The organism is Sphingomonas trueperi (assembly GCF_040545965.1).
Lineage (GTDB): Bacteria > Pseudomonadota > Alphaproteobacteria > Sphingomonadales > Sphingomonadaceae > Sphingomonas > Sphingomonas trueperi_C.
In genome coordinates this window covers 136,921-162,239 of sequence record NZ_JBEPMV010000001.1, presented here as the reverse complement: position 1 = coordinate 162,239, position 25,319 = coordinate 136,921, and the positions used below count along the sequence as shown (strand labels likewise).

The 25,319-nt window shown below is 68.1% G+C and carries 24 protein-coding genes; 19 read left to right on the top strand and 5 right to left on the bottom strand.

The window, feature by feature from the left end; translation table 11 throughout:
• Positions 1–320 precede the first annotated feature (320 nt).
• From ABIC35_RS00890 to ABIC35_RS00875, 4 genes are all read left to right on the top strand, one after another.
• A complete protein-coding gene (locus tag ABIC35_RS00890) occupies positions 321–2,015 on the top strand; it encodes an Hsp70 family protein (RefSeq protein ID WP_121079543.1) in 1,695 nt (564 codons plus the stop codon).
• Positions 2,015–3,760, top strand: a complete 1,746-nt coding sequence (locus tag ABIC35_RS00885; RefSeq protein WP_121078329.1) for a hypothetical protein — start codon at positions 2,015–2,017, stop codon at positions 3,758–3,760. The genes ABIC35_RS00890 and ABIC35_RS00885 overlap by 1 nt, the downstream gene beginning before the upstream one ends.
• A gap of 192 nt (positions 3,761–3,952) precedes the next feature.
• The gene (locus tag ABIC35_RS00880) at positions 3,953–4,399 is read left to right on the top strand and encodes a hypothetical protein (RefSeq protein ID WP_121078326.1); all 447 of its coding nucleotides are present in this window, start codon (positions 3,953–3,955) and stop codon (positions 4,397–4,399) included.
• Complete coding sequence (locus ABIC35_RS00875; RefSeq protein WP_121078324.1) at positions 4,396–4,623, top strand: hypothetical protein; 228 nt, start codon at positions 4,396–4,398, stop codon at positions 4,621–4,623. The genes ABIC35_RS00880 and ABIC35_RS00875 overlap by 4 nt, the downstream gene beginning before the upstream one ends.
• Positions 4,624–5,120: 497 nt before the next feature.
• Here the strand turns inward: ABIC35_RS00875 and ABIC35_RS00870 are convergent, their stop codons facing one another.
• The 5 genes from ABIC35_RS00870 to ABIC35_RS00850 all read right to left on the bottom strand — a co-directional run bounded on the left by ABIC35_RS00870 (position 5,121) and on the right by ABIC35_RS00850 (position 9,239).
• Complete coding sequence (locus tag ABIC35_RS00870) at positions 5,121–6,248, bottom strand: glycoside hydrolase family 43 protein (RefSeq protein ID WP_121078322.1); 1,128 nt, start codon at positions 6,246–6,248, stop codon at positions 5,121–5,123.
• Between the two features lie 111 nt (positions 6,249–6,359).
• Positions 6,360–7,691, bottom strand: coding sequence for a sensor histidine kinase (locus ABIC35_RS00865; RefSeq protein WP_147425900.1), 1,332 nt, complete (start codon positions 7,689–7,691; stop codon positions 6,360–6,362).
• A gap of 100 nt (positions 7,692–7,791) precedes the next feature.
• The gene (locus tag ABIC35_RS00860) at positions 7,792–8,310 is read right to left on the bottom strand and encodes a DNA-deoxyinosine glycosylase (RefSeq protein WP_121078319.1); all 519 of its coding nucleotides are present in this window, start codon (positions 8,308–8,310) and stop codon (positions 7,792–7,794) included.
• Complete coding sequence (locus ABIC35_RS00855; protein ID WP_121078317.1) at positions 8,307–8,705, bottom strand: DUF1801 domain-containing protein; 399 nt, start codon at positions 8,703–8,705, stop codon at positions 8,307–8,309. The genes ABIC35_RS00860 and ABIC35_RS00855 overlap by 4 nt, the downstream gene beginning before the upstream one ends.
• Before the next feature lie 30 nt (positions 8,706–8,735).
• A complete protein-coding gene (locus ABIC35_RS00850; protein WP_121078315.1) occupies positions 8,736–9,239 on the bottom strand; it encodes a hypothetical protein in 504 nt (167 codons plus the stop codon).
• Between the two features lie 209 nt (positions 9,240–9,448).
• Here ABIC35_RS00850 and ABIC35_RS00845 point away from each other — a divergent pair, with 209 nt between their 5' ends.
• The 15 genes from ABIC35_RS00845 to murC all read left to right on the top strand — a co-directional run bounded on the left by ABIC35_RS00845 (position 9,449) and on the right by murC (position 25,231).
• Positions 9,449–10,084, top strand: coding sequence for a PEPxxWA-CTERM sorting domain-containing protein (locus tag ABIC35_RS00845; protein ID WP_354278164.1), 636 nt, complete (start codon positions 9,449–9,451; stop codon positions 10,082–10,084).
• 71 nt (positions 10,085–10,155) lie between these two features.
• Entirely contained in the window at positions 10,156–10,485 is a 330-nt protein-coding gene (locus tag ABIC35_RS00840; protein ID WP_121078311.1) for an Mpo1-like protein, read from the top strand.
• Positions 10,486–10,531: 46 nt separating this feature from the next.
• Positions 10,532–11,512, top strand: a complete 981-nt coding sequence (locus ABIC35_RS00835) for a cysteine synthase A (RefSeq protein WP_121078309.1) — start codon at positions 10,532–10,534, stop codon at positions 11,510–11,512.
• Between the two features lie 97 nt (positions 11,513–11,609).
• Positions 11,610–11,897 (top strand): hypothetical protein, encoded by a 288-nt coding sequence (locus ABIC35_RS00830; RefSeq protein ID WP_121079541.1) that lies wholly within the window; start codon positions 11,610–11,612, stop codon positions 11,895–11,897.
• Positions 11,898–12,386: 489 nt separating this feature from the next.
• Complete coding sequence (locus tag ABIC35_RS00825) at positions 12,387–12,869, top strand: division/cell wall cluster transcriptional repressor MraZ (protein ID WP_121078307.1); 483 nt, start codon at positions 12,387–12,389, stop codon at positions 12,867–12,869.
• On the top strand, positions 12,866–13,813 hold the full coding sequence (gene rsmH, locus ABIC35_RS00820; RefSeq protein WP_121078305.1) for a 16S rRNA (cytosine(1402)-N(4))-methyltransferase RsmH: 948 nt from the start codon (positions 12,866–12,868) through the stop codon (positions 13,811–13,813). Before ABIC35_RS00825 ends, rsmH begins: the two co-directional genes overlap by 4 nt.
• Positions 13,813–14,496, top strand: a complete 684-nt coding sequence (locus tag ABIC35_RS00815; RefSeq protein ID WP_121078303.1) for a hypothetical protein — start codon at positions 13,813–13,815, stop codon at positions 14,494–14,496. The genes rsmH and ABIC35_RS00815 overlap by 1 nt, the downstream gene beginning before the upstream one ends.
• A complete protein-coding gene (locus tag ABIC35_RS00810; protein ID WP_121078301.1) occupies positions 14,493–16,196 on the top strand; it encodes a peptidoglycan D,D-transpeptidase FtsI family protein in 1,704 nt (567 codons plus the stop codon). The genes ABIC35_RS00815 and ABIC35_RS00810 overlap by 4 nt, the downstream gene beginning before the upstream one ends.
• Positions 16,193–17,608 carry a UDP-N-acetylmuramoyl-L-alanyl-D-glutamate--2,6-diaminopimelate ligase gene (locus ABIC35_RS00805; RefSeq protein ID WP_121078300.1) on the top strand — a complete coding sequence of 472 codons (1,416 nt, stop codon included), beginning with the start codon at positions 16,193–16,195 and terminating at the stop codon, positions 17,606–17,608. The genes ABIC35_RS00810 and ABIC35_RS00805 overlap by 4 nt, the downstream gene beginning before the upstream one ends.
• Entirely contained in the window at positions 17,605–18,990 is a 1,386-nt protein-coding gene (locus ABIC35_RS00800; RefSeq protein WP_121079539.1) for a UDP-N-acetylmuramoyl-tripeptide--D-alanyl-D-alanine ligase, read from the top strand. The genes ABIC35_RS00805 and ABIC35_RS00800 overlap by 4 nt, the downstream gene beginning before the upstream one ends.
• Complete coding sequence (gene mraY, locus ABIC35_RS00795) at positions 18,978–20,051, top strand: phospho-N-acetylmuramoyl-pentapeptide-transferase (RefSeq protein ID WP_121078298.1); 1,074 nt, start codon at positions 18,978–18,980, stop codon at positions 20,049–20,051. The genes ABIC35_RS00800 and mraY overlap by 13 nt, the downstream gene beginning before the upstream one ends.
• On the top strand, positions 20,048–21,442 hold the full coding sequence (gene murD, locus ABIC35_RS00790) for a UDP-N-acetylmuramoyl-L-alanine--D-glutamate ligase (protein WP_121078296.1): 1,395 nt from the start codon (positions 20,048–20,050) through the stop codon (positions 21,440–21,442). The genes mraY and murD overlap by 4 nt, the downstream gene beginning before the upstream one ends.
• The gene (locus ABIC35_RS00785) at positions 21,439–22,671 is read left to right on the top strand and encodes an FtsW/RodA/SpoVE family cell cycle protein (RefSeq protein ID WP_121078294.1); all 1,233 of its coding nucleotides are present in this window, start codon (positions 21,439–21,441) and stop codon (positions 22,669–22,671) included. The genes murD and ABIC35_RS00785 overlap by 4 nt, the downstream gene beginning before the upstream one ends.
• Complete coding sequence (murG, locus tag ABIC35_RS00780) at positions 22,668–23,822, top strand: undecaprenyldiphospho-muramoylpentapeptide beta-N-acetylglucosaminyltransferase (protein WP_121078293.1); 1,155 nt, start codon at positions 22,668–22,670, stop codon at positions 23,820–23,822. Before ABIC35_RS00785 ends, murG begins: the two co-directional genes overlap by 4 nt.
• On the top strand, positions 23,819–25,231 hold the full coding sequence (murC, locus tag ABIC35_RS00775; protein ID WP_121078291.1) for a UDP-N-acetylmuramate--L-alanine ligase: 1,413 nt from the start codon (positions 23,819–23,821) through the stop codon (positions 25,229–25,231). Before murG ends, murC begins: the two co-directional genes overlap by 4 nt.
• The last annotated feature ends 88 nt before the right edge of the window (positions 25,232–25,319 follow it).

Below are 25,319 nucleotides of genomic sequence, written 5' to 3'. Positions count from 1 at the left end.
CGACCCCTTTGCAGTTGGTTTGGGGGGCAACGACCCTGAACATCGCCCTGTCGGCGGGGGATAGGCGCGGCGGGTAACTGGGGGCTTTCGGACATCTTCCGGGCATGTACGCTAGGGAGATTTGCTCCATGTACCTGATTTCGTAGTTAATTTATCGAGGTTCCGGCACGGCGGGCGAGGCCGTCGGCCCGCCGCGGGGAAGGGCACGCGTGGCGCCGACGCGGTTAACCTGCTTGTCGAGATAGCGGCGCCAGATTTCGGTTCTTGCCCGGAAATCGCTCTAGAATATGTTCGTTCGTGGGGCGTACGCGGGGGATTTCGTGATTGTAGGTATCGATCTTGGCACGACCAACAGCGCAATCGCGCGCTGGGGGGATGGCGGGCCCGAGCTGATTCCGAACAGCCTGGGCGAGTTTCTGACGCCCTCGGCGGTGAGCCTGACCGACACCGGCGAGGTGCTCGTCGGCCGCGCGGCGCGCGATCGCCAGCCGGTGCATCCGGATCGCACCGCCACCGCGTTCAAGCGGCTGATCGGCACGCAGAAGCCGATCCAGCTCGGCGGCACGTCGTTCACTGCCGAGGAAGTCTCGGCGCTGGTGCTGAAGAGCCTCAAGGCCGATGCCGAGCGCCATTGCGGCGAGGAAGTGACCAGCGCGGTGATCACCGTGCCGGCCTATTTCAGCGACCGCCAGCGCAAGGCGACGCGCCGCGCGGGCGAACTGGCCGGGCTCAAGGTCGAGCGGCTGGTCAACGAGCCCACCGCCGCCGCGCTCGCCTATGGCATCGCCGACCGCGAGGACCGCGATCCCTTCCTGGTCTTCGATCTGGGCGGCGGCACCTTCGACGTCTCGATCGTCGAGATCTTCGATGGGGTGATCGAGGTGCGTGCCTCGGCCGGCGACAACCGGCTGGGCGGCGAGGATTTCAACGAAGTCATCGTCGGCATCGCCAAGGAGCGGCTGCGCCTGCCGCTGGGACCCGGCCAGCCCAAGCTGCGCGAACAGGCGCGCGCCGCCGCCGAGCGCACCCGCCGCGCGCTGAGCGAGGCCGAAGCCGCGACCTTCGACATCGTCTGGCAGGACGAGCTGCTGTCGACCACCATCACCGCCGAGCAGTTCGAAGCGGCCGCCGCGCCGCTGCTCGATCGGCTGCGTGAACCGGTGCTGCGGGCGATGCGCGACAGCAAGCTGCGCGCCGACACGCTGCGCGAGATCGTGCTCGTCGGCGGCGCCACGCGAATGCCGATCGTCCGCAAGGCGGTGACGCGGATGTTCGCACGCTTCCCCAACGCCACCGTCCATCCCGACCACGCCATCGCGCTGGGCGCGGCGGTGCAGGCCGGCCTACGCGAGCGCAAGGCGGATCTGGACGAGATCCGGCTGACCGACGTCTGCCCGTTCAGCCTCGGCGTCGACGTGATGGCGCGCGATGCCAGCGGCACTGCGCATGGCGGGTTGTTCCAGCCGATCCTCGAGCGCAATACCGTGCTGCCCGCTAGCCGCGTCCACCGCTTCGTCACCGCGCATGCGCAGCAGAAGAAGGTGGAGTTCGGCATCTACCAGGGAGAGGCACGCACCGTCGCGGCGAATATCCAGCTCGGCAGCGTCGAGATCGCGGTGCCGCCGCGCGCCGCCGGCGAGATCGCGATCGACTGCCGTTTCACGTACGACGTGAGCGGGCTGCTCGAAGTGGACGTGACCGTGCCCGCCACCGGCGAGAAGCGGCTGGTCGTCATCAACGACGGCGAGGGATTGGATCCGGCCGAGGCGGAGGAACGCCGCGCCGCGCTGGCCGCGCTCAAGATCCACCCGCGCGACCAGGCTCTCAATCAGGCGCTGATCGCCCGCGCCGAGCGCTGCTTCGAATCCTTCGTCGGCGAGCGACGGGCGCTGGCCGGGCAGCTGCTCGCACATTTCGAAGGCGTGCTCGCCAGCCAGGATCCCCGCGCGATCGCCGAGGCGATGGCGATGGTGACCGAGCAGCTGGATGCCATCGAAGGCGAGCGCTACCTGTGATGGGCCCGTGGGGAACGCTGGGTATCGACCCGACCGACGATACCCGGGCGATTCGCAAGGCCTATGCGCGGCTGCTCAAGGCGATGGATCCGGAGACGGACCCCGAAGGCTTCGCCGCGCTGCGCCACGCTCGCGACTGGGCGATGTACCTGGCGGAGCAGCAGGCGCAGGCGGAAGCCCCCGAGGAAGGCAAAACCGATTTGGTCGTGACCGTGGACGCGGATGTCCGCACGGACGCGGGCGACAGCCCTGCGCCGGTGGCGGATGCCGCCGCGCCCGAGCCGGTCGCCGCGGCGCGGGCGCCCGATGTTGCTGCGCCCGACGTTGCGCCGGACCTGCGCGAGCAGGCCGATTTCGAGGCGCTGCACGCGCTGCATGCGATGGTGTTCGACCGCAGCCGCCGCATATCGCAGGAGGAGATGACGGCGCTGGTCGAGCACATTCTCGCCGACCCCGCGATGCAGAACCTGGCGCATGCCGACAATGTCGAGGGCTTCTTCGCCGATACCATCGCCCAGGGGACCCCGCGCAGCGACCCGTTGATCGATCCGGCGATCGCCTATTTTCGCTGGGACAGCGCCGATGCCGAACTGCACCGATCGCCGGTGGTCAACTGGATCCTCCAGCGCTCCAGGGATCGGGTCTTCGAGGTCGAGCTGCGCCTCCAGAACCGTCGCATGTACCAATATCTGCGCCGGCTGCGGCAGCCGCCGCCGACGGGCGTACGCGGCTGGATCGATGCCTGGAGGGCAGGCCCCCGGGTCGAATACATTCTCGCATATTGCCAGACCTATCATCCGACGATCGTGAACGGGCTCGACGAAGCGTCGCACGACTGGTGGGTCGAGCGCAGCCAGCGCCTGCGGGCGGCGGCCTATCCGTTCGGCGAATGGTATCGTGGGCGGTGCAACAATGAACTGGACAAGCCGATCGAGCGGACGCGCGCGTTCAACCTGCGCGGCCTGGCTTCGCTTCTGCCGTTGCTGCTCTTCTTCGGCGCGATGCTGTTGCGGCAAGGCGAGGACGACAGCCGCCAGCGCTACCAGGACTTGGTAGATAGGGCCGTACGCTCAGCGGCCCACGCACCGGTGGTTCCGCCGATGCCTAATCTGGTCGACGTTGATCACGACTTGGAGGAACTGCTCAACAGGTTCACCAATGGCGAGCTGTCCGTGGTCGAACTACAGACGGCCAATCCGGCGCTCTACGCACGGCTGAAGCGGGAATGGAACACCGCCCGGGCGCAGCGCGGCAGCGATCCGCATCTGGCGTTCGAGACGCTGGTGGAAAGGGTCGGCGGTATCCTGTCGAAGCTGATGACGCGCGCGCTGCGCGACGGCGACGAGAAACTGGTGCTCGACTATGCGGCCTATTACGAGGCCCGCCTCCGCTGGGCCGAGCGCGCCGCGCCCGAGGAATGCGTGGCCCTTATCGACGGCGGCAACAGCGGTGCGGGGCCGAGCGATCTGCACGACCGGCGCTACGGCCTGCTCGCCCGCGCGATCCGCACCGGCATGCCGCCGGCCGACGATGTGAAGGACACCGGCCGCTACACCATTTCCCCGGCCCTGCTGGAGGATGCGATGGCCCGCGCCCGGCTAGACCGCGCGGCGTTCGACCAGGCGCTGCAGCGCGAGGGGCCGCAGCTCGCGATCTGCAACTCGCGGATCGCGCTGATCGACGCCGCGCTGGTGCGGCGCGACAAGCTGGGGCTAACGCTGCTGCGGGGGATGTTCGGGGGGTGAGGGGCGCCATGCGCTTCGTCCGGTGTCGGCCAGTAGCAGACCTAGTGTGACCTGCTATTGTGCCTTCTAAGGGGGCTTCATGAATATCCATCAGCGGTTCCGCATATGGGTCGATAAGGTTCAGTCGGGCAATCCCATCTGGCGAGCAGGCCCACATCGCCTCATCAGTTGGTTCGCCGGAAAGTCTGCAGAATGATCGCGCTCAGCGTGGGCGGCTTAGTGCTCGATCTCGTTGGTGTAACCATGCTCGGCGCCGATCTCGTTCGGGTCCAACGGAAATTGCGGATCGACGCGTCGGACCGTCTGTCAGCGCTGAATGAGGTGGTCGATGGCGCGGTCGGAATGGAGTGCTTCTTAAAGTCGGTTTCGGGCGATTGCCGGGAGTATTACCGCGACGAAGGACAGTTCCTTCCCAGCGCCGGGACCTTCGACCATGACGCGGCAGAACGCAGTCTCAATGATGTGAAGGACGGAATCAACGGTCTCGCCGATCATGTCGGCACGGTCGCGCGGATGATGGCGGCCACGGTCGAGAGCGACGAGAAGACGGCGCGTATGTCACTGCGCGTCACCTATGGCGGTCTGGTCCTCATCCTGCTCGGCTTCGCCCTGCAGGCCGCCGGATACTTCTGGGGATGAGCTGGGCCACGATCGCCGCAACCGTTAAGGAGGCGGGCGGCTGGGTTGATTTAATCGGCGGCCTCACGGGATTCTACACATTCCTGACAGCGCAGTGGCGACGGAGGTTGCGGGTTTGCATCGACTATAGCGAGGGCAACGACGCGCATGAGTCCTGGCATCGCTTCACCGTCACCAATCGCTCAGATCTGCCGCTGACGTTCCGCTACATCGGGCCGGCCTAGTTCATTGCAACGCCAGCTCTGCCGCTACTGCTCAATTATGCGACGACATGGAAGCTCACGACCCGCCGCTGACCGTGCTTGCTGCCCGTGCCTTGGTCTCATGGGACATCGACAGGAGCACTGGTGCGTCGCAACGCCGCCTCGGCATCGTGCCGCCGCCTATCTGAAGGTCGGTTTCGAAGTGCCGTATCGCGGCGCGGTGGTCTGGATTAAGCCGCGGCGTGCGCGCAGTTGGGACATGTCGCTGCGTGAACATCTTCTTCATCGTCTCTACGGGCTCTATGCTCCGCCGTTTCGGATTCCATGATTGTGATGCTGAACCAGTGGAATTGGGCGAGATCTGCCTAGCTGCTTCGCACCAACTTCCGCCGGAGCCGCTGTCTATTGGCTACTATCGCGCGCAAGGCGTTGCTCCTCTCAATAAATCAGCAACGCATTCTTCATAAGCGGACGTCGGCCGCTGCCGGTCCCCGGAAGAACCGGCAGCGCGCCTCGCCTCAGTCGTTGAACGGCTTCAGCGTCTCGATCGTGCCGTCCGGGCGGAAGGTCAGCTCGGTGATCTTGGCCGAGCGGAGGTGGTTCTTATTGGTCAGCTGGGTGTCGTGGTACGCCAGATACCATTTGCCCTGGAACTCGAACACCGAGCCATGGCTGGTCCAGCCCTGCACCGGCTCGAGGATGCGGCCGGTATACTTGAACGGGCCATAGGGGCTCGTGCCCACAGCGTAGGCGAGGAAGTGCGTGTCCCCGGTCGAGTACATATAGTAATATTTGCCGCCGCGCTTGAACATCCAGGCGGCCTCGAAGAAGCGGCGGTCATGGTCGCCGCCGAGCACGGGCTTGCCCTTCTCGTCGAGGATCACCGCGTCGCGGAGCGGCTCGGCGAGGCTCTTCATGTCGGGCGCGAGGCGGGCGACCTTGCCGGAAAGCGCGGGCTGGTCGTCCTTCTTGAGGTCGGTGTCGCCGGCCTTGGGATCGTACTTGCCCGTCGCCCAGCGCTGGAGCTGGCCGCCCCAGATGCCGCCGAGATAGAGATAGCTCTGGCCGTCGTCGTCGGTGAAGACGGCCGGGTCCATCGAATAGCTGCCCTGGATCGGCTGCGGCTCGGCCTTGAACGGGCCGACCGGCGACTTGGACGTGGCGACGCCGATGCGGAACACGCCCTGCTTATCCTTGGCGGGGAAATAGAGATAATAGGTGCCGTTCTTGAACGCCGCGTCGGGCGCCCAGGCCTTTTCGGAGGCCCATGGGACCTGCTTGAGGTCGAGCGCGACCGGATTCACCGTCACCGGGCCGCCCGGGCGATCCATGCTCAGCACCTGATAGTCGTGCATCGCGTACTGGCTGCCGAGATCGTCGTCGGGGATGCCCATGTCGACGTCATGGCTGGGATAGATATAGATCTTGCCGTTGAAGACGTGCGCGGACGGGTCGGCGAAATAGAGGTCCTTCACCAGCGGCTGGGCGAGATAGCGCTTGCCGTCCGGGCTGCGCGCCTCGTCCGACGCATTGGCCGGGGCGGCGGCGTTCGCCGCGGTCTCGTTCTTTGCCGTGTTGCCGCCCGAGCAGCCGGCAAGCAGCGCAATGGCGGCCGCAGCCGTCGAAAATTTCAGCGAAAGACGCAACAGCCTATCCTCTCGTCCTGATGGTGCAGCTCGTGCTGCTATCTGCGATAGCGCTACCATCCGGGCGTCGCCTGCGGCAAGGGGTTTGGCGTCGCGGTTGCCGCAGACGGCTCAGGCGCCGGCGTCTGCTTCGCGTGCGGCCGGGATGGTGAAGGCGAAGGTCGCGCCGCCGCCCGGGGTTTCCTCCGCCCAGATCCGGCCGCCATGGCCCTCGATCAGGTGGTGCGAGATGGCGAGGCCCAGGCCCAGCCCGCCGCCGGAGTCGCTGCTGCCCTTGCCTAGGCCGGGCTGAAACAGCAGATGGCGCTGCTCGGCCGGCACGCCGGGGCCGTTGTCGATCACCCGGATGGTGACTTCCTCCGGATCCTGTCGCTCGGCGGTGACGCGGATGGCTGCATCCGCGTGATGGTGGCAAGCCTCGCCGGCGTTGCGCAGCAGGTTGGCGAGCACCTGGACGATCTGGACATTGTCGAACCGCGCGCAATTCGCCTCGGCCGCGACATGGATGGTCACCGGCGGCATCAGCAGCGGCGCGGCGGCGCGGACGAGGTTGAGCGCCTCCTCGATGCACCCGGTCACCGAGCGGTTTTCGAGTACCAGATCGTTCTGGCGCACCATCCGGCGGATGCGGCGGATGATCTCGCCGGCGCGCTGGAGCTGCTGTTCGGCGGCGCCGGTCAGGTCGCGGGTGCGCTCGTCACTTACCGGCGACAGGCGCAGCGCGGCCATATAGTTGGCGGCGGCGGAGAGCGGCTGGTTGAGCTCGTGTGCCACCGTCGCCGCGATCGAGCCGAGCGCGCTGGCGCGGGTGAGCTCGAGCATCTGGCGCTCGATCGTCACCCGCTCCGCCAGCATCCGGTCGCGCTCCTGCAGCCGCGCGCGCAGTTCCTGGTCGACGCCGATGCGGTGCTTGGCGAGCGTGACATAGCTTGCCAGCGTCTGGAGGAACTGGATCTCGGCATCGGTGAAGGTGGCGCGCCCGCGTCGCCCGAAGGCGAGCGTGCCGAGCAGCACGTTGTTGTGGAGCAGCGGCGTGCAGAAGCAGGCGTCTAGCCCCATGCCGCGTGCGTAGGAGAGCCGCGGATCGTCCGATTGCTGGATGTCGCGGGCGATCATCGGCGTCAGGCTTTCCGCCACCCCGCCGCAGATCGCGATGCCGATCGGGACGTGGCTCCAGTCGACCACCTGCTCCGGGGTGATGCCCGCCCATGCATCGAGATCCAGGCCGTTGCCGTCGAAGGCATAGTGGAAGAATACGTCGAGTTCGACCTCGCTGCGGATCAGTCCGAAGATGCGATCGAGTGCGGGGGCAAGGTCCTCGGCCTGGAGCAGGTCGCTGGCGCTGACCGCGAGCAGTTCGAGGAAGCGGTAGGAGGGGGCGTCCTCCGCCGTGTCGGTGGCCGGGCCGCTGGAGCGGAAAAGGGCACTGCGGCGGTTCAGCATGGTGTGCAACAGGGCTATGCCTCGCCCTGTGGAGCGGCCATTCCGTATTGCTACTGACTATCACTCTATTGCGAGACAGTCGCGGAGAGCACTGCTATTGCTAAGCGTTCGCAGAGGTAACCGGTTGCGAATAGGCCGAAAGTGCGGCCCAGGCTGGCGCTTTCGCCGCGAGGCCCACGGTATGCAGCGGGCTCGACGAAGGCAAGCCGAGGATGGTGTAGCGCGTGGCCGCTGTCCCGAGTTGGCGCAGGCCGTGACGTTGGGCGGTGCCGCCGTTGAACGCGATCGCGCGGAGATCGGGCAGGGTGGCGGCAAGCGCGGCGATGTCGTGCGCTTCGATGTCGCGCATCGCGGCGTCGGTGCTGCCGGGACGAGTCGCGCTGGCGACGACGTCCCACAGCCCGATCCGCGCGGCGCGCAGTGCGTCGAGACGTTCGTCATAGGCGAGCGGCACCAGGTCGCGACCGGCGGCGGGGGAGATCAGCTGCCAGAACTGGTTCTGCGGATGCGCATAATAGCGCGCCGCCGCCAGCGAGCGCTCGCCGGGGAGGGAGCCTAGGACGAGTAGCCGCGTGTCGGGCGCGACGACGGGCGGGAAGCTGTGCTTGCGCTCGGTCATGCGGTCGCGGCGTCGAGGCGCAGTGCGTGTCGGCGTTCCTCGCGCGCGGCGATCAGCAACGCGCGGATCGCCGGCGCGTCGACCTGCTCAGGGGCTGTGAGCGGAACATGGCGCATCGCCTTGCCGGTGCCGCGGAGCAGGCCGTGCGGATCGGGCAGTCCGGCGCCGCGATAGAAGGCGAGGTTCACATGGTCCCGATAGGGAAGCGCGCAGGCATAGGCCTCGGACAGTTTCTTCGGTCCCCAGCCCCAGCTCACCGCGCGGTCACCGGGGCGGGACACTTCGACGAGACCCGGGTGGAGATCGAACGCAAGCGCCCGCAGTGCGCGCAGCAGGGCTTCGTGCCGGGGCGCGAGCGCGACGATCTGGTCGAAAGTGCCGACGGCCTCTGCCATGCCCGACCGATAGGCCGCGCTGGCACGGCGTCAAGCGTCGGGCTCGACCGGGCCTTCGGGGCCGCCTTCGAGATCGCCGACGCATTGCAGGTCCGGCTCGGTCTTCGCCTGGCGCGCAAGGTCGCGCGCGAGGCGGGTGAGGCCGGGGATCAGCGTGTCGGGCGCCAGGCCATAGCCCTGGATCAGGCGGACCGCCCAGGCATAGTGGCGCGCGCCGGCCTCGCAGCTGTCGCTGCCGCCGTCACTGACTCCCCAGACCTCGCGCCAGCGGCCCTTTGCGTCCTGCTCGAGCAGCGCCTCGAAGGCGCCGACCGCGCCCCGGCCGCCGACATAGGCGAGCGCGCGCGGGCCGCGGTGGAATACCTTGAAGGTGTCGAAGGTGAAGCGCGCTTCGGGGCTGTCGTCGCCATGGTGCAGCACCTTCACGATCGCGCGCCGCTCGGCGCTGCCGGGCGCGGGCGTGTAGAGGCCGGGCGCCGCGGCGGCCAGCAGCAGGGCGAGGGCGGGCAGGGAGAGGGCCGTAGGGCGAATCATGGGGCGGTCCTCTAGCAGGAATCCTGCGAAGGGCATGGGCCGCGTGCGAGGGGCAAACGATGTGCTTCCTGCTTCACCGCGTTTGACGCACCGCATGGCGTTGCTGCAAAGAAAAAGTGTAGGGATTTCCGAGTCTTTCCCGCAGTTATGGCCTTGGGCGAAAGCACTCTCCGCAATGGAGGGCCGGCCTTAGGATGAGGGGAAAGAACATGCGCACGGCAAGTATGGTGGCGGCGCTCGGCCTATTGATGGCCGGCAGCACCGCGCAGGCGGCACCGATCCTCTACAGCTTTTCCGGGCAGATCAGCGGCACGCTGAACGGGCAGGACTTCACGCTGAGCGACTATGTCCTGTCGCTCGCCACCGATACCGACACCGTGTTCCAGCCGCGGCCCGACTTCCGGCCCAGCCTGTACAATTCGGGACCGGCGACGCTGTCCTTCACTATCAACGGCGTCTCGGGCAGCTTCGCGACCCAGTTCAACGCGTTCAGCGTGACGCTGGGCAGCGGCGGCGGGCAGCGCGCGCTGGTGGGCTTCACCGAGGCCGAGCAGTTCGGCAACGATCTGATCGACGTGCGCGACCCCGGGCTGCTGGGCTATGATCTCAAGACCGGGATCAACTCGGCGACGAACCTGCCGATCGACTTCCTCAACTTCGGCACGGCCTTCCAGACCAGCGCGGGCACGCTGATCTTCGCCAATGACGACGAGGCTACGGCGCGGTTCAGCGCGTCGCTTTCGGCGGTGCCCGAGCCGGCGAGCTGGGCGATGCTGGTCCTAGGCTTCGGCATGCTGGGTGCGGCGCTGCGCCAGCGGACCCAGGTCCGCGTGCGTTTCGCCTGAGTGCGAGGGGGGCCGGGGCGCCATCGCTCCGGCCCCTTCCGGTGCGCGGCGAAAGCAGATATGCTCGCCCCATGGCCCGTACGATCACCCGCTACCGGGACTTCTGGCCCCATTATCTGCGCGAGCACGCCAAGCCTGCGACGCGCAGGCTGCACTATATCGGCACCGCGCTGACCTTCGCCGCCCTCGCCGCCGGGCTGCTGCTCAACGCCTGGTGGCTGATCGCCATCCCGCTGGCCGGCTACGGCTTTGCCTGGGGCGCGCATTTCGGGGTCGAGCGCAACCGCCCGGCGACCTTCACCTATCCGCTCTGGTCGCTCGCTTCCGATTACCGGATGTTCTTCCTGTGGATCGGCGGGCGGCTAGGGCCGCATCTGAAGCAGGCCGGGGTCGCGCAATAGATTGCGTTGCTTGCGTGGCCTGGGGGCGCCCCCCTATCTAGCGCCCATGCACGTTTCCCAGAACACGCTCGCGCTGATCGGCAACACTCCGCTCGTCCGCCTGAAGGGCCCCAGCGACGAAACCGGCTGCGACATCTTCGCCAAGTGCGAATTCGCCAATCCCGGCGCCTCGGTGAAGGACCGCGCCGCGCTCTACATCGTCAACGATGCCGAGGAGCGCGGCCTGCTCGCCCCCGGCGGCACGATCGTCGAGGGGACGGCGGGGAACACGGGCATCGGTCTTGCGCTGGTCGCCAATGCCAAGGGCTATCGCACGATCATCGTGATGCCCGAGACCCAGTCGCGCGAGAAGATGGACACGCTGCGCGCGCTCGGCGCCGAGTTGGTGCTGGTGCCGGCGGCGCCCTATTCGAACCCCGGCCATTTCGTCCACACCAGCCGCCGCATCGCCGAGGAGACGCCCAATGCGATCTGGGCCAACCAGTTCGACAATACTGCGAACCGCAAGGCGCATATCTATGGCACCGCCGAGGAGATCTGGACGCAGATGGACGGCCGCGTCGACGGCTTCACCTGCGCGGCGGGCACCGGCGGCACGATTGCAGGCGTCGGCCTGGGGCTGAAGGCCAAGGACGAGGCCATCACCATCGCGCTCAGCGACCCGCATGGCGCGGCGCTCTATGAATATTATGCCTGTGGCGAGCTGCGCAGCGAAGGCTCGTCGGTTGCCGAGGGCATCGGGCAGGGGCGGATCACCGGCAACCTGGAAGGCGCGCCGATCGATACCCAGTTCCGCATCTCGGACGAGGAAGGCATGATCTGGGTTCGCCGGCTGCTCAAAGAGGAAGGGCTGTGCCTCGGCCTGTCCTCGGGCATCAACGTCGCGGGCGCGGTGCGGCTCGCCAAGGCGCTGGGGCCGGGCAAGCGCATTGCCACGATCCTGTGCGACACCGGCTTCCGCTACCTCTCGACGCTGTACAACGACGAATGGCTGGCCGCGAAGGGGCTCCTGGCCCCGGCGGCATGAGCCCCGCACGGCAGCACCGCTCGACAAGCGCCCCCGCGCGCGTTACTTTTATGCCACAGTCATGAAACTAGGCTCGCCCCAGGATCACGCCCAGGCCATGCAGCGCATCCGCGTTGGCATGACCGGACTCGCGGCCGTGGTCCTGCTGATGGTGCTGGCGTTCGCGGTCTTTTCCCAGGCGAACCGTGAGGCGCCGGTGAGCGCGGCAGGGGCATCGAACGCCTCGGTCGTCGCCAATCTGACCGGGGTCGACAACAGCGCCGCCGATCGCAGTCGCGACGAGCCGCTCGCCGAACTCGGCGTCGCGCCGAGCACCGACGATCCCGCCGCCGCCGCCCAGGCGCGCGAACAGGCCCACCGGCAGGACTCCGCAGCAGGCAAATAAGCCTCGGGACTCGGGCAGCTTCGGGGATGTGCCCCCACCGGAGTCGCCGTGCGGGGATCGCCGGGGAAATCGCCCCACTTTCCGGGATCGGCTGGGATGCCGAATTTCCGCGCTTCCCGGTGCGGTGATAAAAATGCCGCAGTTTCCGTTGCTTGCTGGGCGCATGTGGGGCGTTTGACGTCGACCGGGTTGGTTCCCGTCATCTGCGCATCTTTCTGTGGATTAGGGATTTTTCCGGACGGATACGCGCGTCGGCGGGGGAGAATAGAGAACAAATAGCGATCATTACGCGAAAAACGCCCAAGGGTGGCGATCAGTGGTTGAAATTCCCGTGCTGTCCCCATCTGTCCCGTTGTCTCCCGCCCTATAATGTGATTAAAAGGGCACACTAAAGGGGGGCACGAACCCTTTCTCCCGAACAGCACCAGCCGGAGCACGATTTCGCGTGATTCCGGCGGCGGGAGAGTCGTGCCCGGCTTGGGGTTTGGCGTGGCAGACAGGGAGCTCTTCGAAGGATTTGCGCTCCAGGCGGTCGACCAGAAGGGTCGCGTCGCCATACCCGCAGACCTGCGCGCTGCCGCCGAGCGCAATTCGGACGTCCGCCAGATCGTCGTCGGCGTGCATGCGGAGGATCCGTGCCTCTCCGCGCACGATACCGGCTGGTCGCGGACCAAGTACGAACGCATCGACAAGCTGGACCAGCAGGCGCTCGATCGTGGCGAGCAGCCCAGCGTGCGTCCCAAGCGCCGCGCCTTCGGCATGGTCGAAAAGGCGCCGTACGACGACAGCGGCCGGTTCGTGCTGCCGCCCTTCTTCCGCGCCAAGGCGAAGATCCAGAAATGGGCCTTCTTCGTCGGCAGCGGCGACACGTTCGACATCTGGGCGCCCGACGAACTGCTCGCGAGCGAGACCGCCGATCCGGAACTCAAGGAAATCTGCCTGTACCTGATGCAGCAAAAGGGGGCGATGTGACCGACGCGCCCCATATCCCCGTGCTGCTCGACGAAGTGCTGGACGCGCTCGCGATTGTGCCCGGCGAAACCCATGTCGACGGCACCTTCGGCGCCGGCGGCTATACGCGCGCCATGCTCGGTGCGGGCGCGGCGGTGGCGGCGTTCGACCGCGACCCGACCGCGATCGCCAATGGCGCGCGGCTGGTCGCGGAGAGCGACGGCGAGCTCACCCTGATCCATGCGCCGTTCAGCCGTCTGGCCGAAGAGCTGGAGGCACGCGGCCTGGCGCCGGTGGACGGCGTCGTGCTCGATATCGGCGTCTCCTCGATGCAGCTCGACCAGGCCGAGCGCGGCTTCTCGTTCCAGCAGGACGGGCCGCTCGACATGCGGATGGCAGGCGAGGGGATGAGCGCGGCCGACTGGCTCAACAGCGCCGACGAGGGCGAGATCGCCGACGTGCTGTTCCACCTCGGCGAAGAGCCGCGCGGGCGCCGCGTGGCCAAGTTCATCGTCGAGGCGCGGCCGCTGACGCGTACGTCGGAGCTGGCGGCGGTGGTGCGTCGTGCGCTCGGCCATCGCCCGCACGACAAGAAGGATCCCGCCACGCGGACCTTCCAGGCGGTGCGCATCCACATCAACCGCGAGCTCGACGAGCTGACCGACGTGCTGGTCGCCGCCGAGCGCGTGCTGAAGCCCGGCGGGCGGCTGGTGGTGGTGACCTTCCACAGCCTGGAGGACCGGCTGGTCAAGCGCTTCTTCCGCGAACGCAGCGGCAGCACGCCGGCGGGTTCGCGGCATCGTCCGGCGGTGGGGCCGCGGGCGGAACCGAGTTTTGAAACGCCTGCCAAGGCCGTGCGCCCTGGTGAGGCTGAGTTGGTGCGTAACCCACGCGCCCGTTCGGCAACGCTGCGCGCCGCGCGGCGGACCGAAGCGGCGCCGTGGTCCGGTGAGGATAAGGTGTGATGGCTATGTATGGCTTCAGGGGGCTTGGCTGGTTCCTGTGCGGCGTCATCGTTGCGCCGACCTGCTATATGGTGACGTCGCACGGCGCGGCGGAACGGGCGAAGCTGCGCGCGATGGACTCCGCCATCGTCCAGGCGCACAAGGACATCCGTGGCCTGGAGACCGAATTCGACACCCGCGCCAACATGGCCCAGATCGAGCGCTGGAACGGCGACGTGCTGGCGATGAACGCGCCGCAGCCGCAGCAGTATCTCGCCAGCGCCAGCGGGCTGGCCGCGCTCGACCAGCAGCCGGCAGCGGCCGCGCCGGGCACCGCCAAGGTGGAAACCGCCGCGCTCGTGATCCCGACCGGGCAGCGCCCGGTGGAGACCGCGGCAGTCGCGACTTCGCCCGTCGCGACCCCGGCGGCCAAGCCGGTGGCGACGGCTGCGGTTGCGCCGGCCAAGCCCGTCGCGGCGAAGCCGGTGGCGATGGCTTCGGCCGCGCCGGTCAAGGCTGCACCCGTCAAGTCGACCGTGGTCCGCGTGGCGCAGTCCGATACCAAGCCCGCGCAGGACCTCGACCGGCTGATCCGCAAGATCGACAAGGCCCGACTGGCCCAGCCCGATCGCCCGCTGCTCAGTGCCGCGACGATCAGCGACCTGCGCCGGGTGGCGAAGCGCGAGCAAACGGCGCAGCGATGATCGTCGTCGTCGCCCCTCCCGCGCGTTCGCGGGGTTCGGGCGGGGGGCGCGAGGCGCTCGTCGCGGTGGCGCAGTTGCGCCTGATGATCCTCTCGATCCTGTTCGGCGCGGGCGTGCTGGCGATCCTGGTCAAGCTCGCCTTTCTGGCGTTGTCGGCGGGCCCCGCCAGCCCGCGCGACCTGTCCAACGCGCTGGTGCCGGCACGGGGCGACATCGTCGATCGCAACGGCACGCCGCTCGCGCGCAGCATCGATGCCTGGACGATCGCGATCCACCCCAATCAGGTGATCGGCGACAAGGCCGCGCTGGCGCAGAAGCTCGCCGAGCTGATGCCCGAACGCAGCGAATCGCAATATTATGCACTGCTCAAGGCTGGCGGCGGCTTCGCCTTCCTCAAGCGCCGCGCGCTGCCGGAGCTGGTCAACCAGGTGAACGCGCTGGGCGAACCGGCGATCGAGTTCCAGCGCGAGACCGACCGGCTCTATCCGCAGTCCGACATGGCGGCGCATGTGCTCGGCTATCTCGACGACAAGGGTCACGGCGTCACCGGCATGGAGAAGGTGCTGGAGGCGCGACTGACCGACCCCGCACAGCGTGGCAAGCCGGTGACGCTGTCGCTCGACGCCCGCGTCCAGGCCGCGCTGGAAAGCGAACTGGGTCGCGCGATGACGGACCTGCAGGCGCGCGGGGCCGCGGCGGTGGTGCTCGACGTGCATACCGGCGAGGTCGTCGCCATGGCCTCGCTGCCGAGCTTCAACCCCAACCAGCTGGGCGGCCCGCCCCCGCGCAACAACGTGACGCAGAGCGTCTACGAGCTCGGCTCCACCTTCAAGCCCATCGCGGTGGCAGCCGCGATTGACTCCGGCACGATCACCTCGATGTCGCGGCGCTTCGATGCGACCGCGCCGATGAAGGTGGGCCGTTTCACCATCCATGACGATCGCGGCGACGAGCAGTTCCGCTGGCTCAACATCCCCGAGACGCTGATCTATTCGTCCAACATCGCGACGGCGCGGATCGCCGATGAGCTGGGCGCGGAGAAGATGCAGGACATGTTCCGCCGCTTCGGCTTCGACCAGCGGCCAAGCATCGAGATCGGCGCGGTGCGCCCGCTCTGGCCGGCCAACTGGGGGCGGATCACGGTGATGACCACCGCCTATGGCCATGGCATCGCGGTGACGCCGCTGCACCTCGCCGCCGCCTATGCGTCGATCGTCAATGGCGGCATCTGGCATCCCGCGACGCTGATGAAGGTCGACGCCGAGCATCCCGCGCAGGGCAAGCGGGTGCTCCAGGAATCCACCAGCTACCGGATGCGCCAGCTGCTGCGGCTGATCGTGCTCAAGGGCACCGGTCGCAAGGGCGAGGCGCCGGGCTACCGCGTCGCGGGCAAGACCGGCACCGCCGAGGCGGCGAGCGAGGGCGGCTACGACCATCACCGCAACGTCTCCACCTTCGCGGCGACTTTCCCCGTCGACGCACCGCGCTATGTGGTGGTCGCCATGCTCGACTCACCCAAGGCCAATGCCAACACGCCGCGCACCACCGCGGCCTGGACCATCGCGCCGGTCGTCTCGCGCGTGATCGCGCGGACGGGCGCCATCCTGGGCATCGCGCCCGACAATGCCAAGGACATCGACGAAAGCGAGCTGCTGCCGCTGGTCGATCGCTCCCCGGAGCCGAAAGCAACCGCCGAATGAAACTGGGTCAACTTCTGGGCACCGCGGACGACGCGGTCGTCACCGGATTCGCGATCGATCACCGCAAGGTGGCGCCGGGCACGATCTTCGGCGCGTTCGAAGGCGCGCGGGTGAACGGCGAGGATTATATCGAGGCCGCCGTGCAGGCCGGTGCCATCGCCGTGGTGGCACGGCCCGAGGCGAAGGTGGCAGGCGCGGTGCACATCGCCGACGCCAATCCGCGCCAGCGCTTCGCGAACCTTGCCGCGCAGTTCTTCGCGCCGTTCCCGGCCGTCACTGCGGCGGTGACCGGGACCAACGGCAAGACTTCCACGGTCGAAATGACCCGCCAGCTCTGGCGGATGGCGGGCTTCCACGCCGCCTCGATCGGCACGCTGGGGGTGACCACGGCGGACGAGCGCGTCTCCACCGGCCTTACCACGCCCGACATCGTGACGTTCCTGTCGAACGTTGCCGGGCTGGCGCGCGAAGGCGTGACCCATGTCGCGTTCGAGGCCTCGTCGCACGGGCTGTCGCAATATCGCACGGAGGGGCTGCCCGTGCGCGCGGCGGCGTTCACCAACCTGAGTCGCGACCATCTCGATTATCACGGCGACATGGCGACCTATTTCACCGCCAAGATGCGGCTCTTCGCCGAAGTGCTGGCCGAGGACGGCACCGCGGTTGTGTGCGCGGACGACCCGCACGCGCCGCAGGTCGAGGATTTGGCGCGCATGCGCGGCAACCGACTCATCACGGTGGGCGAGCATGGCAAGACGCTGCGGCTGGTCGGCCGCACGCCCTCGCTGCTCGGCCAGACGCTGGAAATCGAGGCGGAGGGCAAGCTCCACACCGTGCGGCTGCCGCTGATCGGCGCGTACCAGGCGGCGAATGCGCTGACCGCGGCGGGGCTGGTAATCGCGACGGGCGGCGACGTTGGCGATACGCTCGCCAACTGCGCGCGCCTGCAGCCGGTGCGCGGCCGGCTGGAGCGCGCGGTGATCGCCGCCAATGGGGCGCCGGTCTATGTCGACTATGCCCATACGCCCGATGCGCTGGAAGCGGCGATCGCGGCGCTGAAGCCGCATACCGACGGGCGGCTGATCCTCGTGTTCGGCGCCGGCGGCGACCGTGATCCGGGCAAGCGCGAGCTGATGGGGCAGGTGGCGGCTTCGGGCGCGGACGTGGCGATCGTCACCGACGACAACCCGCGCACCGAGGACCCAGCCGAGATCCGCCGCGCGATCCTCAAGGGCGCACCCGAGGCGACCGAGATCGGCGACCGCCGCGCGGCCATCGCCGCGGCGATTGCCATGGCCGAGCCGCACGACATCGTGCTGATCGCCGGCAAGGGACATGAGCAGGGCCAGATCGTCGGCGAGATGGTGCTGCCGTTCGACGATGTCGCCGTGGCGCGGGAGTGCGCGGCGTGACCTCGACGCTCTGGACCTCCGACGAGATCGCCGCTGCCACGAATGGCACCGCATCCGCCGACTTCACCGTATCCGGCGTCGCCTTCGACTCTCGTGAAGTCGGCCCGGGCGACCTGTTCCTCGCGCTGAAAGGCGAGAGCACCGATGGACATCGCTTCCTCGACCAGGCCTTCGCGCAGGGCGCGGCGGGCGCGGTTGTGTCCGACCCCACCGACCATCCCAGCGTACGCGTCGCCGACACCACTGCCGCGCTGAACGCGCTTGGTGCTGCTTCTCGCAAGCGCTCCTCGGCGAAGATCGTCGGCGTCACCGGATCGGTCGGCAAGACCGGCACCAAGGAGGCGCTGTTCGCCGCGCTCGACCGGATCGATCCCGGCTGCGCGCACCGCTCGGTGAAGAGCTACAACAACCATACCGGCGTGCCGCTGAGCCTCGCCCGCATGCCGCAGAGCACCCGCTACGGCGTGTTCGAGATAGGCATGAACCATGCCGGCGAGCTCGCGCAGCTGACCCGGCTGGTGCGGCCGCACGTCGCCATCGTCACCGCGATCGCGCCGGCGCATCTCGGCTTCTTCGACAGCGTCGAGGCCATTGCCGATGCCAAGGGCGAGATCTTCCAGGGGCTAGGCGCGGGCGGCACCGCGATCGTGCCCTATGACAGCCCTTATCGCGACCGGCTGCTCGACGCCGCGCGGCCCTATGCGACGCGGATCGTCACCTTCGGCCTGGGCGAGGGCGCCGACTATCGCGCGGTCGAGACGATGCGCGCGCGCAGCGGCGGCACCTTCGTGATGGCGCGCTTTGGCGATCGTGAGCTCAGCTTCACCATCTCCCAGCCGGGCGAGCATTGGGTGTCGAACGCGATGGCGATCCTCGCCGCGGTCGATGCGGTGGGGGGCGACCTCGAGGTCGCGGGCCTCGCGCTCGCCGAACTCGGGGGGCTCGCCGGACGCGGCGCGCGGATGACCGTGCCGGTGGGCGACGGCACCGCGCTGGTGATCGACGAAAGCTACAACGCCAACCCGAGCTCGATGCGCGCGACGCTGAAGGTGCTTGCCGCCGAACCGGGCCGCAAACTTGCCGTGCTCGGCGAGATGCGCGAACTGGGCGTGCATTCGGATGCGCTCCACGCCGAACTCGCCGATCCGATCGCGGATGCCGGGGTGAGCCGTGCCATATTGGTGGGCGAAGCGATGGCGCCGCTGGCGGCCGCGCTTGAGGGGCGGCTGGATTTCGTCCATGTGGCCGATGCCGCAGCTGCGAAGGCAGCGCTCGACTCGATGCTCGCCCCGGGCGATGCGGTTCTCATCAAAGGGTCGAACGGCGTGCGGCTGGCGACGATCGTCGCGGCGCTGGCGGAAAGGCAATCATGCTCTATCTGATCGCGGAGCAGCTGGGCTTCCCCGGCGTCCTCAACCTCTTCCGGTATCTGTCGTTCCGCACCGGCGGGGCGGTGGCGACCGCGCTGCTGCTGGGGCTGCTGATCGGGCCGAAGTTCATCGGCTGGCTGCGGCTGCGCCAGGGCAAGGGCCAGCCGATCCGTACCGACGGGCCGCAGAGCCACCTCGCCAAGCGCGGCACGCCGACGATGGGCGGGCTGATGATCCTGACCAGCCTGACGCTGGCGCTGCTGATCTGGATGGATCTGCGCAACGCCTATGTCTGGGCGTGCATGTTCGTGACGCTCGGCTTCGGTGCGATCGGTTTTCTCGACGATTACGACAAGGTGCGGAAGCAGAAGACCGCGGGCGTCTCCGGCAAGGTGCGGCTGATCGGCGAGTTCATCATCGCCGGCATCGCCAGCGGGATCATCATCTTCGCGGAGGGCAATACCCAGCTCTACGTGCCGTTCTTCAGCTGGGTGCACCCGGATCTCGGCTATTTCTACATCGCCTTCGCGGCGTTCACGATCGTGGCGTTCGGCAATGCGGTGAACCTGACCGACGGGCTCGACGGGCTGGCGACGATGCCGGTGGTGATCGCGGGCATGGCGTTCATGCTGATCGCCTATCTGGCCGGCAACAAGATCTACGCGACCTATCTGGGCATTCCGCACGTCTATGGCGCGGGCGATCTCGCCATCTTCTGCGGCGCGATGATCGGGGCCGGTCTCGCCTTCCTGTGGTTCAACGCGCCGCCGGCGGCGGTGTTCATGGGCGATACCGGCAGTCTGGCGCTCGGCGGGGCGATCGGCACGATTGCCGTCACCACCCACCATGAGCTGGTGCTCGGCATCATCGGCGGCCTGTTCGTGATGGAGGCGCTGAGCGTCATCATCCAGGTGTTCTTCTTCAAGCGCACCGGCAAGCGGGTGTTCCGCATGGCGCCGATCCACCATCACTTCGAACAGCTCGGCTGGTCGGAGCCGACGGTGGTGATCCGCTTCTGGATCATCGCCTTCGTGCTGGCGCTGGCCGGCCTCGCGACGCTCAAGCTGCGGTGATCACCAGCCCCGCCTGGCGCGGCAAACGCTTCGCGGTGCTCGGGCTCGCCCGCTCGGGCGCGGCGACCGTGCGCGCGCTGCTGGCCAGTGGGGCGGGGGTGCTGGGCTGGGATTCGAATGAAGCGGCGCGGGAGATGCTAGCTAAAGCCCCTCCCCTTCAGGGGAGGGGTTGGGGTGGGGGACTCTCCACCAGCGAGCTGGCGCGTAAATCGGACATGCCCCACCCCAACCCCTCCCCTGAAGGGGAGGGGCTTAAGATGGGCGACCCTCTCGAATCCGATCTCAGCGGCTTTGCCGGCATGGTCGTCTCCCCCGGCGTGCCGCTGAACCGGCATCCGATCGCGGCGCACGCCCGCGCTGCCGGCGTGCCGCTGATCGGTGACATCGAGCTGTTCGCACAGGCGCGGGCCGATCTGCCGGCGCACCGCGTCGTCGGCATCACCGGCACCAATGGCAAGTCGACCACCACCGCGCTGATCCATCACATCGTCGAGACCGCCGGCATTCCCACCCGTCTCGGCGGCAATATCGGCCTGCCGATCCTCGGGCAGGAGCCGCTGCCCGAAGGTGGCGTCTATGTGCTGGAACTGTCGAGCTACCAGATCGACCTGACCCACAGCCTCGACTGTGACGTCGCGGTGCTGCTCAACATCACGCCCGACCATCTCGACCGCTATGACGGCTTCGAGGGCTATGCCGCCGCCAAGGGCCGATTGTTCGGCATGCAGTCCAAGGGCCACGCCGCCATTATCGGCATCGGCGACGCCGCCTCGGCGAACATCGCCCGGCAGGTGGCGCTCTCCGGCCGCAGCGAGGACGTGACCAAGATCGCGCCGGGCGTGTGCATGGACCAGTCGCGCTGGCCGGCGCTGCAGGGCCCGCACAACGCGCAGAACGCGCTCGCCGCGATCGCCGCCTGCGAGGCGCTCGGCATCGACCGCGCCGCGATCGACCGGGGGCTCGAGAGCTTCCCCGGCCTGCCGCACCGCATGGAGCGGATCGCCAGCCGGCACGGCGTGCTCTTCGTCAACGACAGCAAGGCGACCAACCCGGAGTCCACCGCGCCTGCGCTCGCGGCGTTCCCGCGCATCCACTGGATTCTCGGCGGCGTCGCCAAGACCGAGAGCCTGGAGGCGTGCCGCCCCGGCTTCGGCCATGTCGTGCGTGCCTATACCATCGGCGAAGCCGGGCCGCTGTTCGCCCGCCTGCTCGAAGGCGACATGCCCGTCGAGCAGTCCGGGACACTGGAAGCCGCCGTGCGCGCCTCCGCCGCCCATGCCCAGCCGGGCGAGGCGGTGCTGCTGTCGCCGGCTTGCGCCTCGTTCGACCAGTTCCGCGACTTCGAACATCGCGGCGATGCCTTCCGTGCCGCCGTGGAGGCGCTCGGGTGAGCCGCCAGTCCGGGGACGTGGAAGAGAAGCACGCCGGCCTACCGCGCATCTCGAACCAGCTCAGCCGCGCCAGCAAGTCTCGCGCGGGGATGTGGTTCTGGGAAGTGGACCGGGTGCTGCTGTTCCTGCCGCTGCTGCTGATCGCGATCGGGCTGGTGGCGGTCGCCGCCGCCTCGCCCGCCACCGCGCGGCGCTATTCGGACGCGGCGCACATCGTGCAGCCGATGTACTATTTCTGGCGCCAGCTGATGTGGGTGTGCATCTGCGTGCCGGTGCTGATCCTCGTCTCGATGCTGCCGACCTCGGCGGCGCGGCGATTGTCGCTGGCGGGGGCGCTGGTCTTCCTGGTGCTGATGATGCTGCTGCCGCTAGTCGGGCATGAGGTGAACGGCGCCAAGCGTTGGATCAGCCTCGGCATCTCGGACCTGCAGCCATCCGAATTCCTGAAACCGCTGTTCATCGTCTCCACCGCCTGGATTCTCTCGTTCCGCGCCAAGGATCCCGAGCTGCCGGTGATGATCGTCACCGGCGCGATCACCGCGCTGATCGCGGTGCTGCTGATGCTCCAGCCCGATTTCGGCCAGACCATCCTGTTCGGCACGGTGTGGGTGATCCTGCTGATGCTCTCCGGCATCTCGCCCGCAGCGATCGCAGGGCTGGGCGGGGTGGCGGTCGGCGGCGTGGTCGCGGCCTATCTGTTCTACGGTACCGCGCGCACGCGCATCGACAATTTCCTGTTCCCGACCAAGGAAGCCGCGCTCGCGGATCGGTACCAGGTGGAGATGGCGCACGACACGCTGACCGCGGGCGGGCTGTTCGGCGCGGGGCCGGGCAGCGGCCAGATCAAGTTCCGCCTGCCCGAGGCGCATACCGATTACATCTTCTCGGTGATCGGCGAGGAGTTCGGGCTGATCGCCTGCGCGGTGATCGTGCTGCTCTATCTCGCCATCGTCGTGCGCGTGCTGATGAAGCTGCTAGACGAGGAGGATCCGTTCCGCTTGCTGGCGGCGGCGGGGCTTGCCTCGCAGTTCGGCGTGCAGGCGCTGATCAACATGGCGGTGAACACCGGCATCGCACCGTCTAAGGGCATGACGCTGCCGTTCATCAGCTATGGCGGCTCGTCGATGATTGCGCTTTCGATCGGCTATGGCCTGCTGCTCGCTTTCACGCGGCGAAACCCGTATCTGAAGCGCTCCCCCTATACCGGCCGCTGGAGCAAAGCCGCATGACCGAACGCCGTAGTTATGTCCTCGCTGCCGGTGGCACCGGCGGGCACATGGTGCCCGCGGCCGCGCTGGCGGTGGAGCTCGCACGGCGCGGGCATCAGGTGGCGCTGGTCAGCGACGAGCGCGGCGTGCGCTTTCCGGGCCTGTTCGAGGGCGTCGAGACGCATGTGCTGCCCGCCGGACGGCTGGGCGGCGGGCCCATCGGGTATCTGAAGGCGGCGCGGCAGATGATGGCCGGCCGGGCGATGGCGCGGAAGCTGTACAAGCAACTGCGCCCCTCGGCGGTGATCGGCTTCGGCGGCTATCCGGCCTTCCCGGCGCTGCTGGCGGCGCTCAGCGCGCGCATTCCCACCGTGATCCACGAGCAGAACGCGGTGCTGGGCCGGGTCAACCGGCTGGTCGCGGGGCGGGTGGCGGCGATCGCCACCTCCTATGACAAGGTCGAGCGGATGAAGCCCGGCTGGGAGACCAAGACCCACCTCACCGGCAACCCGGTGCGCGAGGCGGTGCTGGCACTGCGCGCCAAGCCCTATCCGATGATCGAGGACGACGGGCTGTTCCGCGTGCTGGTGACCGGCGGCAGCCAGGGTGCCTCGATCCTCAGCCAGGTGGTGCCCGATGGGCTCGCGCTGCTGCCGGTGCATTTCCGCCGCCGGCTGCAGGTGACGCACCAGGCGCGCTTCGAGGACATCGAGATGGTCCGTGCCAAATATCAGGAGCACGAGATCCCGGCCGAGGTGGCGACCTATCTGCCCGACATGCCGGAGCGGCTTGCCTGGGCGCATCTGGTGATCGCGCGGGCAGGGGCCTCGACCATCGCCGAGCTGACCGCGGCCGGGCGTCCCGCCATCCTGGTGCCGCTGCCCAGCGCCACCGACGACCACCAGACCGCCAATGCCCGCGAGATCACCGAGGCCGGCGGCGCGCGCACCATCCCGCAGCGCGCCTTCACCGCTCCTGAACTCGCCAAGCAGATGCAGAAGCTGGGGCTCGACACCAAGGCGCTGGAGAATGCGGCGGCGCGGGCGCGCGGCGTAGGCCGCCCGGACGCGGTGCGCGACCTGGCGGACCTCGTTGAATCGATCCACGCACCCCGCGCCCCGGTGGGCAAGGTGCAGAAAGCCAATAAGAACGGAAGGCCTGCTTACGCATGAAGGGCGTCGCCACCGACATCGGTACCATTCACTTCGTCGGCATCGGCGGCATCGGCATGTCGGGCATCGCCGAGGTGATGCATAATCTCGGCTACAAGGTGCAGGGCTCGGACGTGGCGGACTCCTACGTCGTGCAGGGCCTGCGCGACCGGGGCATCCCGGTCACGATCGGCCATGCCGCCGAGAATCTGGGCGAGGCGGCGGTGGTGGTGGTCTCCACCGCGATCGTGCGCACCAACCCCGAGGTGGAAGCCGCTTATCAGAACCGCATCCCCGTGGTACGCCGCGCCGAGATGCTCGCCGAGCTGATGCGGCTCAAGTCGACCATTGCGGTAGCGGGCACCCACGGCAAGACGACGACCACCTCGATGGTCGCAGCGCTGCTCGATGCTGGCGGGGTGGACCCGACCGTGATCAATGGCGGGATCATCAACCAGTACGGCTCCAATGCCCGGCTGGGCGAAGGCGACTGGATGGTCGTCGAGGCCGATGAGAGCGACGGCAGCTTCCTGCGGCTCGACGGCACCTTCGCCATCGTCACCAATATCGATCCCGAGCATCTCGATCACTACGGCTCGTTCGATCGGGTGAAGGCGGCGTTCGTCGAGTTCGTCGAGAATGTGCCCTTCTACGGCGCGGCTTTGCTGTGCCTCGACCATCCGGAAGTGCAGGCGATCATCCCGCGCGTCCGCGATCGTCGGATCGTGACCTATGGCTTCGCGGCCAGCGCCGATGTGCGCGGCGTGAACGTCACCCCGCATGCCGGAGGCAATCGCTTTGAGGCGATCATCCGCAATCGCGACGGCTCGACGCGCTCGATCGAGAATATCGAGCTGCCGATGCCCGGCCGCCACAATGTCCAGAACGCGCTCGCCGCGATCGGCGTGGCGCTGGAGCTGGGCATTCCGGATGCGACGATTCAGCAGGGCTTCGCCAAGTTCGGCGGGGTGAAGCGGCGCTTCACCAAGGTGGGCGAAGTCGCGGGGGCGGCGATCATCGACGATTATGGTCACCACCCGGTGGAAATCCGTGCGGTGCTGGCGGCGGCGCGCGAGAGCACGCGCGGCCGGGTGATCGCGGTGGTGCAGCCGCACCGCTATTCGCGGCTCGGCAATCTGATGGACGAGTTCGCCCAGGCGTTCAACGACGCCGACATGGTGTATGTCGCGCCCGTCTATCCGGCGGGCGAGGCGCCGATCGAGGGCGTCCATGCCGATGCGCTGGTCGAGCAGATCTCGCATCGCGGGCACCGGGCGGTGGCGTCGACCACCGATGCGACGGCGCTGGCAAATGCGCTCGGCGGCGTGGTGCGCGAGGGCGACATGGTGGTGTGCCTCGGCGCGGGCGACATCACGAAGTGGGCGGCAGGGCTGGCACCGGCGATCGCGGCTGCGCGGGGGGATGCGTGAGCGACGCGGTTCTCACTCTTAAGCCCCTCCCCTTCAGGGGAGGGGTTGGGGTGGGGGACTCCGCCACATGCGGAGGACTCGCTTCTCC

Bases quoted from the DNA above. Each gene is read 5' to 3' on its own strand.
- mraY (WP_121078298.1), top strand. From the start codon at position 18,978: ATGCTCTATCTGATCGCGGAGCAGCTGGGCTTCCCCGGCGTCCTCAAC.
- ABIC35_RS00865 (WP_147425900.1), bottom strand. From the start codon at position 7,691: ATGCTGAACCGCCGCAGTGCCCTTTTCCGCTCCAGCGGCCCGGCCACC.
- ABIC35_RS00830 (WP_121079541.1), top strand. From the start codon at position 11,610: ATGCAGCGCATCCGCGTTGGCATGACCGGACTCGCGGCCGTGGTCCTG.
- ABIC35_RS00840 (WP_121078311.1), top strand. From the start codon at position 10,156: ATGGCCCGTACGATCACCCGCTACCGGGACTTCTGGCCCCATTATCTG.
- ABIC35_RS00810 (WP_121078301.1), top strand. From the start codon at position 14,493: ATGATCGTCGTCGTCGCCCCTCCCGCGCGTTCGCGGGGTTCGGGCGGG.
- murG (WP_121078293.1), top strand. From the start codon at position 22,668: ATGACCGAACGCCGTAGTTATGTCCTCGCTGCCGGTGGCACCGGCGGG.
- ABIC35_RS00875 (WP_121078324.1), top strand. From the start codon at position 4,396: ATGAGCTGGGCCACGATCGCCGCAACCGTTAAGGAGGCGGGCGGCTGG.
- ABIC35_RS00835 (WP_121078309.1), top strand. From the start codon at position 10,532: ATGCACGTTTCCCAGAACACGCTCGCGCTGATCGGCAACACTCCGCTC.
- ABIC35_RS00815 (WP_121078303.1), top strand. From the start codon at position 13,813: ATGGCTATGTATGGCTTCAGGGGGCTTGGCTGGTTCCTGTGCGGCGTC.
- ABIC35_RS00885 (WP_121078329.1), top strand. From the start codon at position 2,015: ATGGGCCCGTGGGGAACGCTGGGTATCGACCCGACCGACGATACCCGG.
- murC (WP_121078291.1), top strand. From the start codon at position 23,819: ATGAAGGGCGTCGCCACCGACATCGGTACCATTCACTTCGTCGGCATC.
- ABIC35_RS00850 (WP_121078315.1), bottom strand. From the start codon at position 9,239: ATGATTCGCCCTACGGCCCTCTCCCTGCCCGCCCTCGCCCTGCTGCTG.
- ABIC35_RS00845 (WP_354278164.1), top strand. From the start codon at position 9,449: ATGCGCACGGCAAGTATGGTGGCGGCGCTCGGCCTATTGATGGCCGGC.
- ABIC35_RS00860 (WP_121078319.1), bottom strand. From the start codon at position 8,310: ATGACCGAGCGCAAGCACAGCTTCCCGCCCGTCGTCGCGCCCGACACG.
- ABIC35_RS00880 (WP_121078326.1), top strand. From the start codon at position 3,953: ATGATCGCGCTCAGCGTGGGCGGCTTAGTGCTCGATCTCGTTGGTGTA.
- ABIC35_RS00805 (WP_121078300.1), top strand. From the start codon at position 16,193: ATGAAACTGGGTCAACTTCTGGGCACCGCGGACGACGCGGTCGTCACC.
- ABIC35_RS00855 (WP_121078317.1), bottom strand. From the start codon at position 8,705: ATGGCAGAGGCCGTCGGCACTTTCGACCAGATCGTCGCGCTCGCGCCC.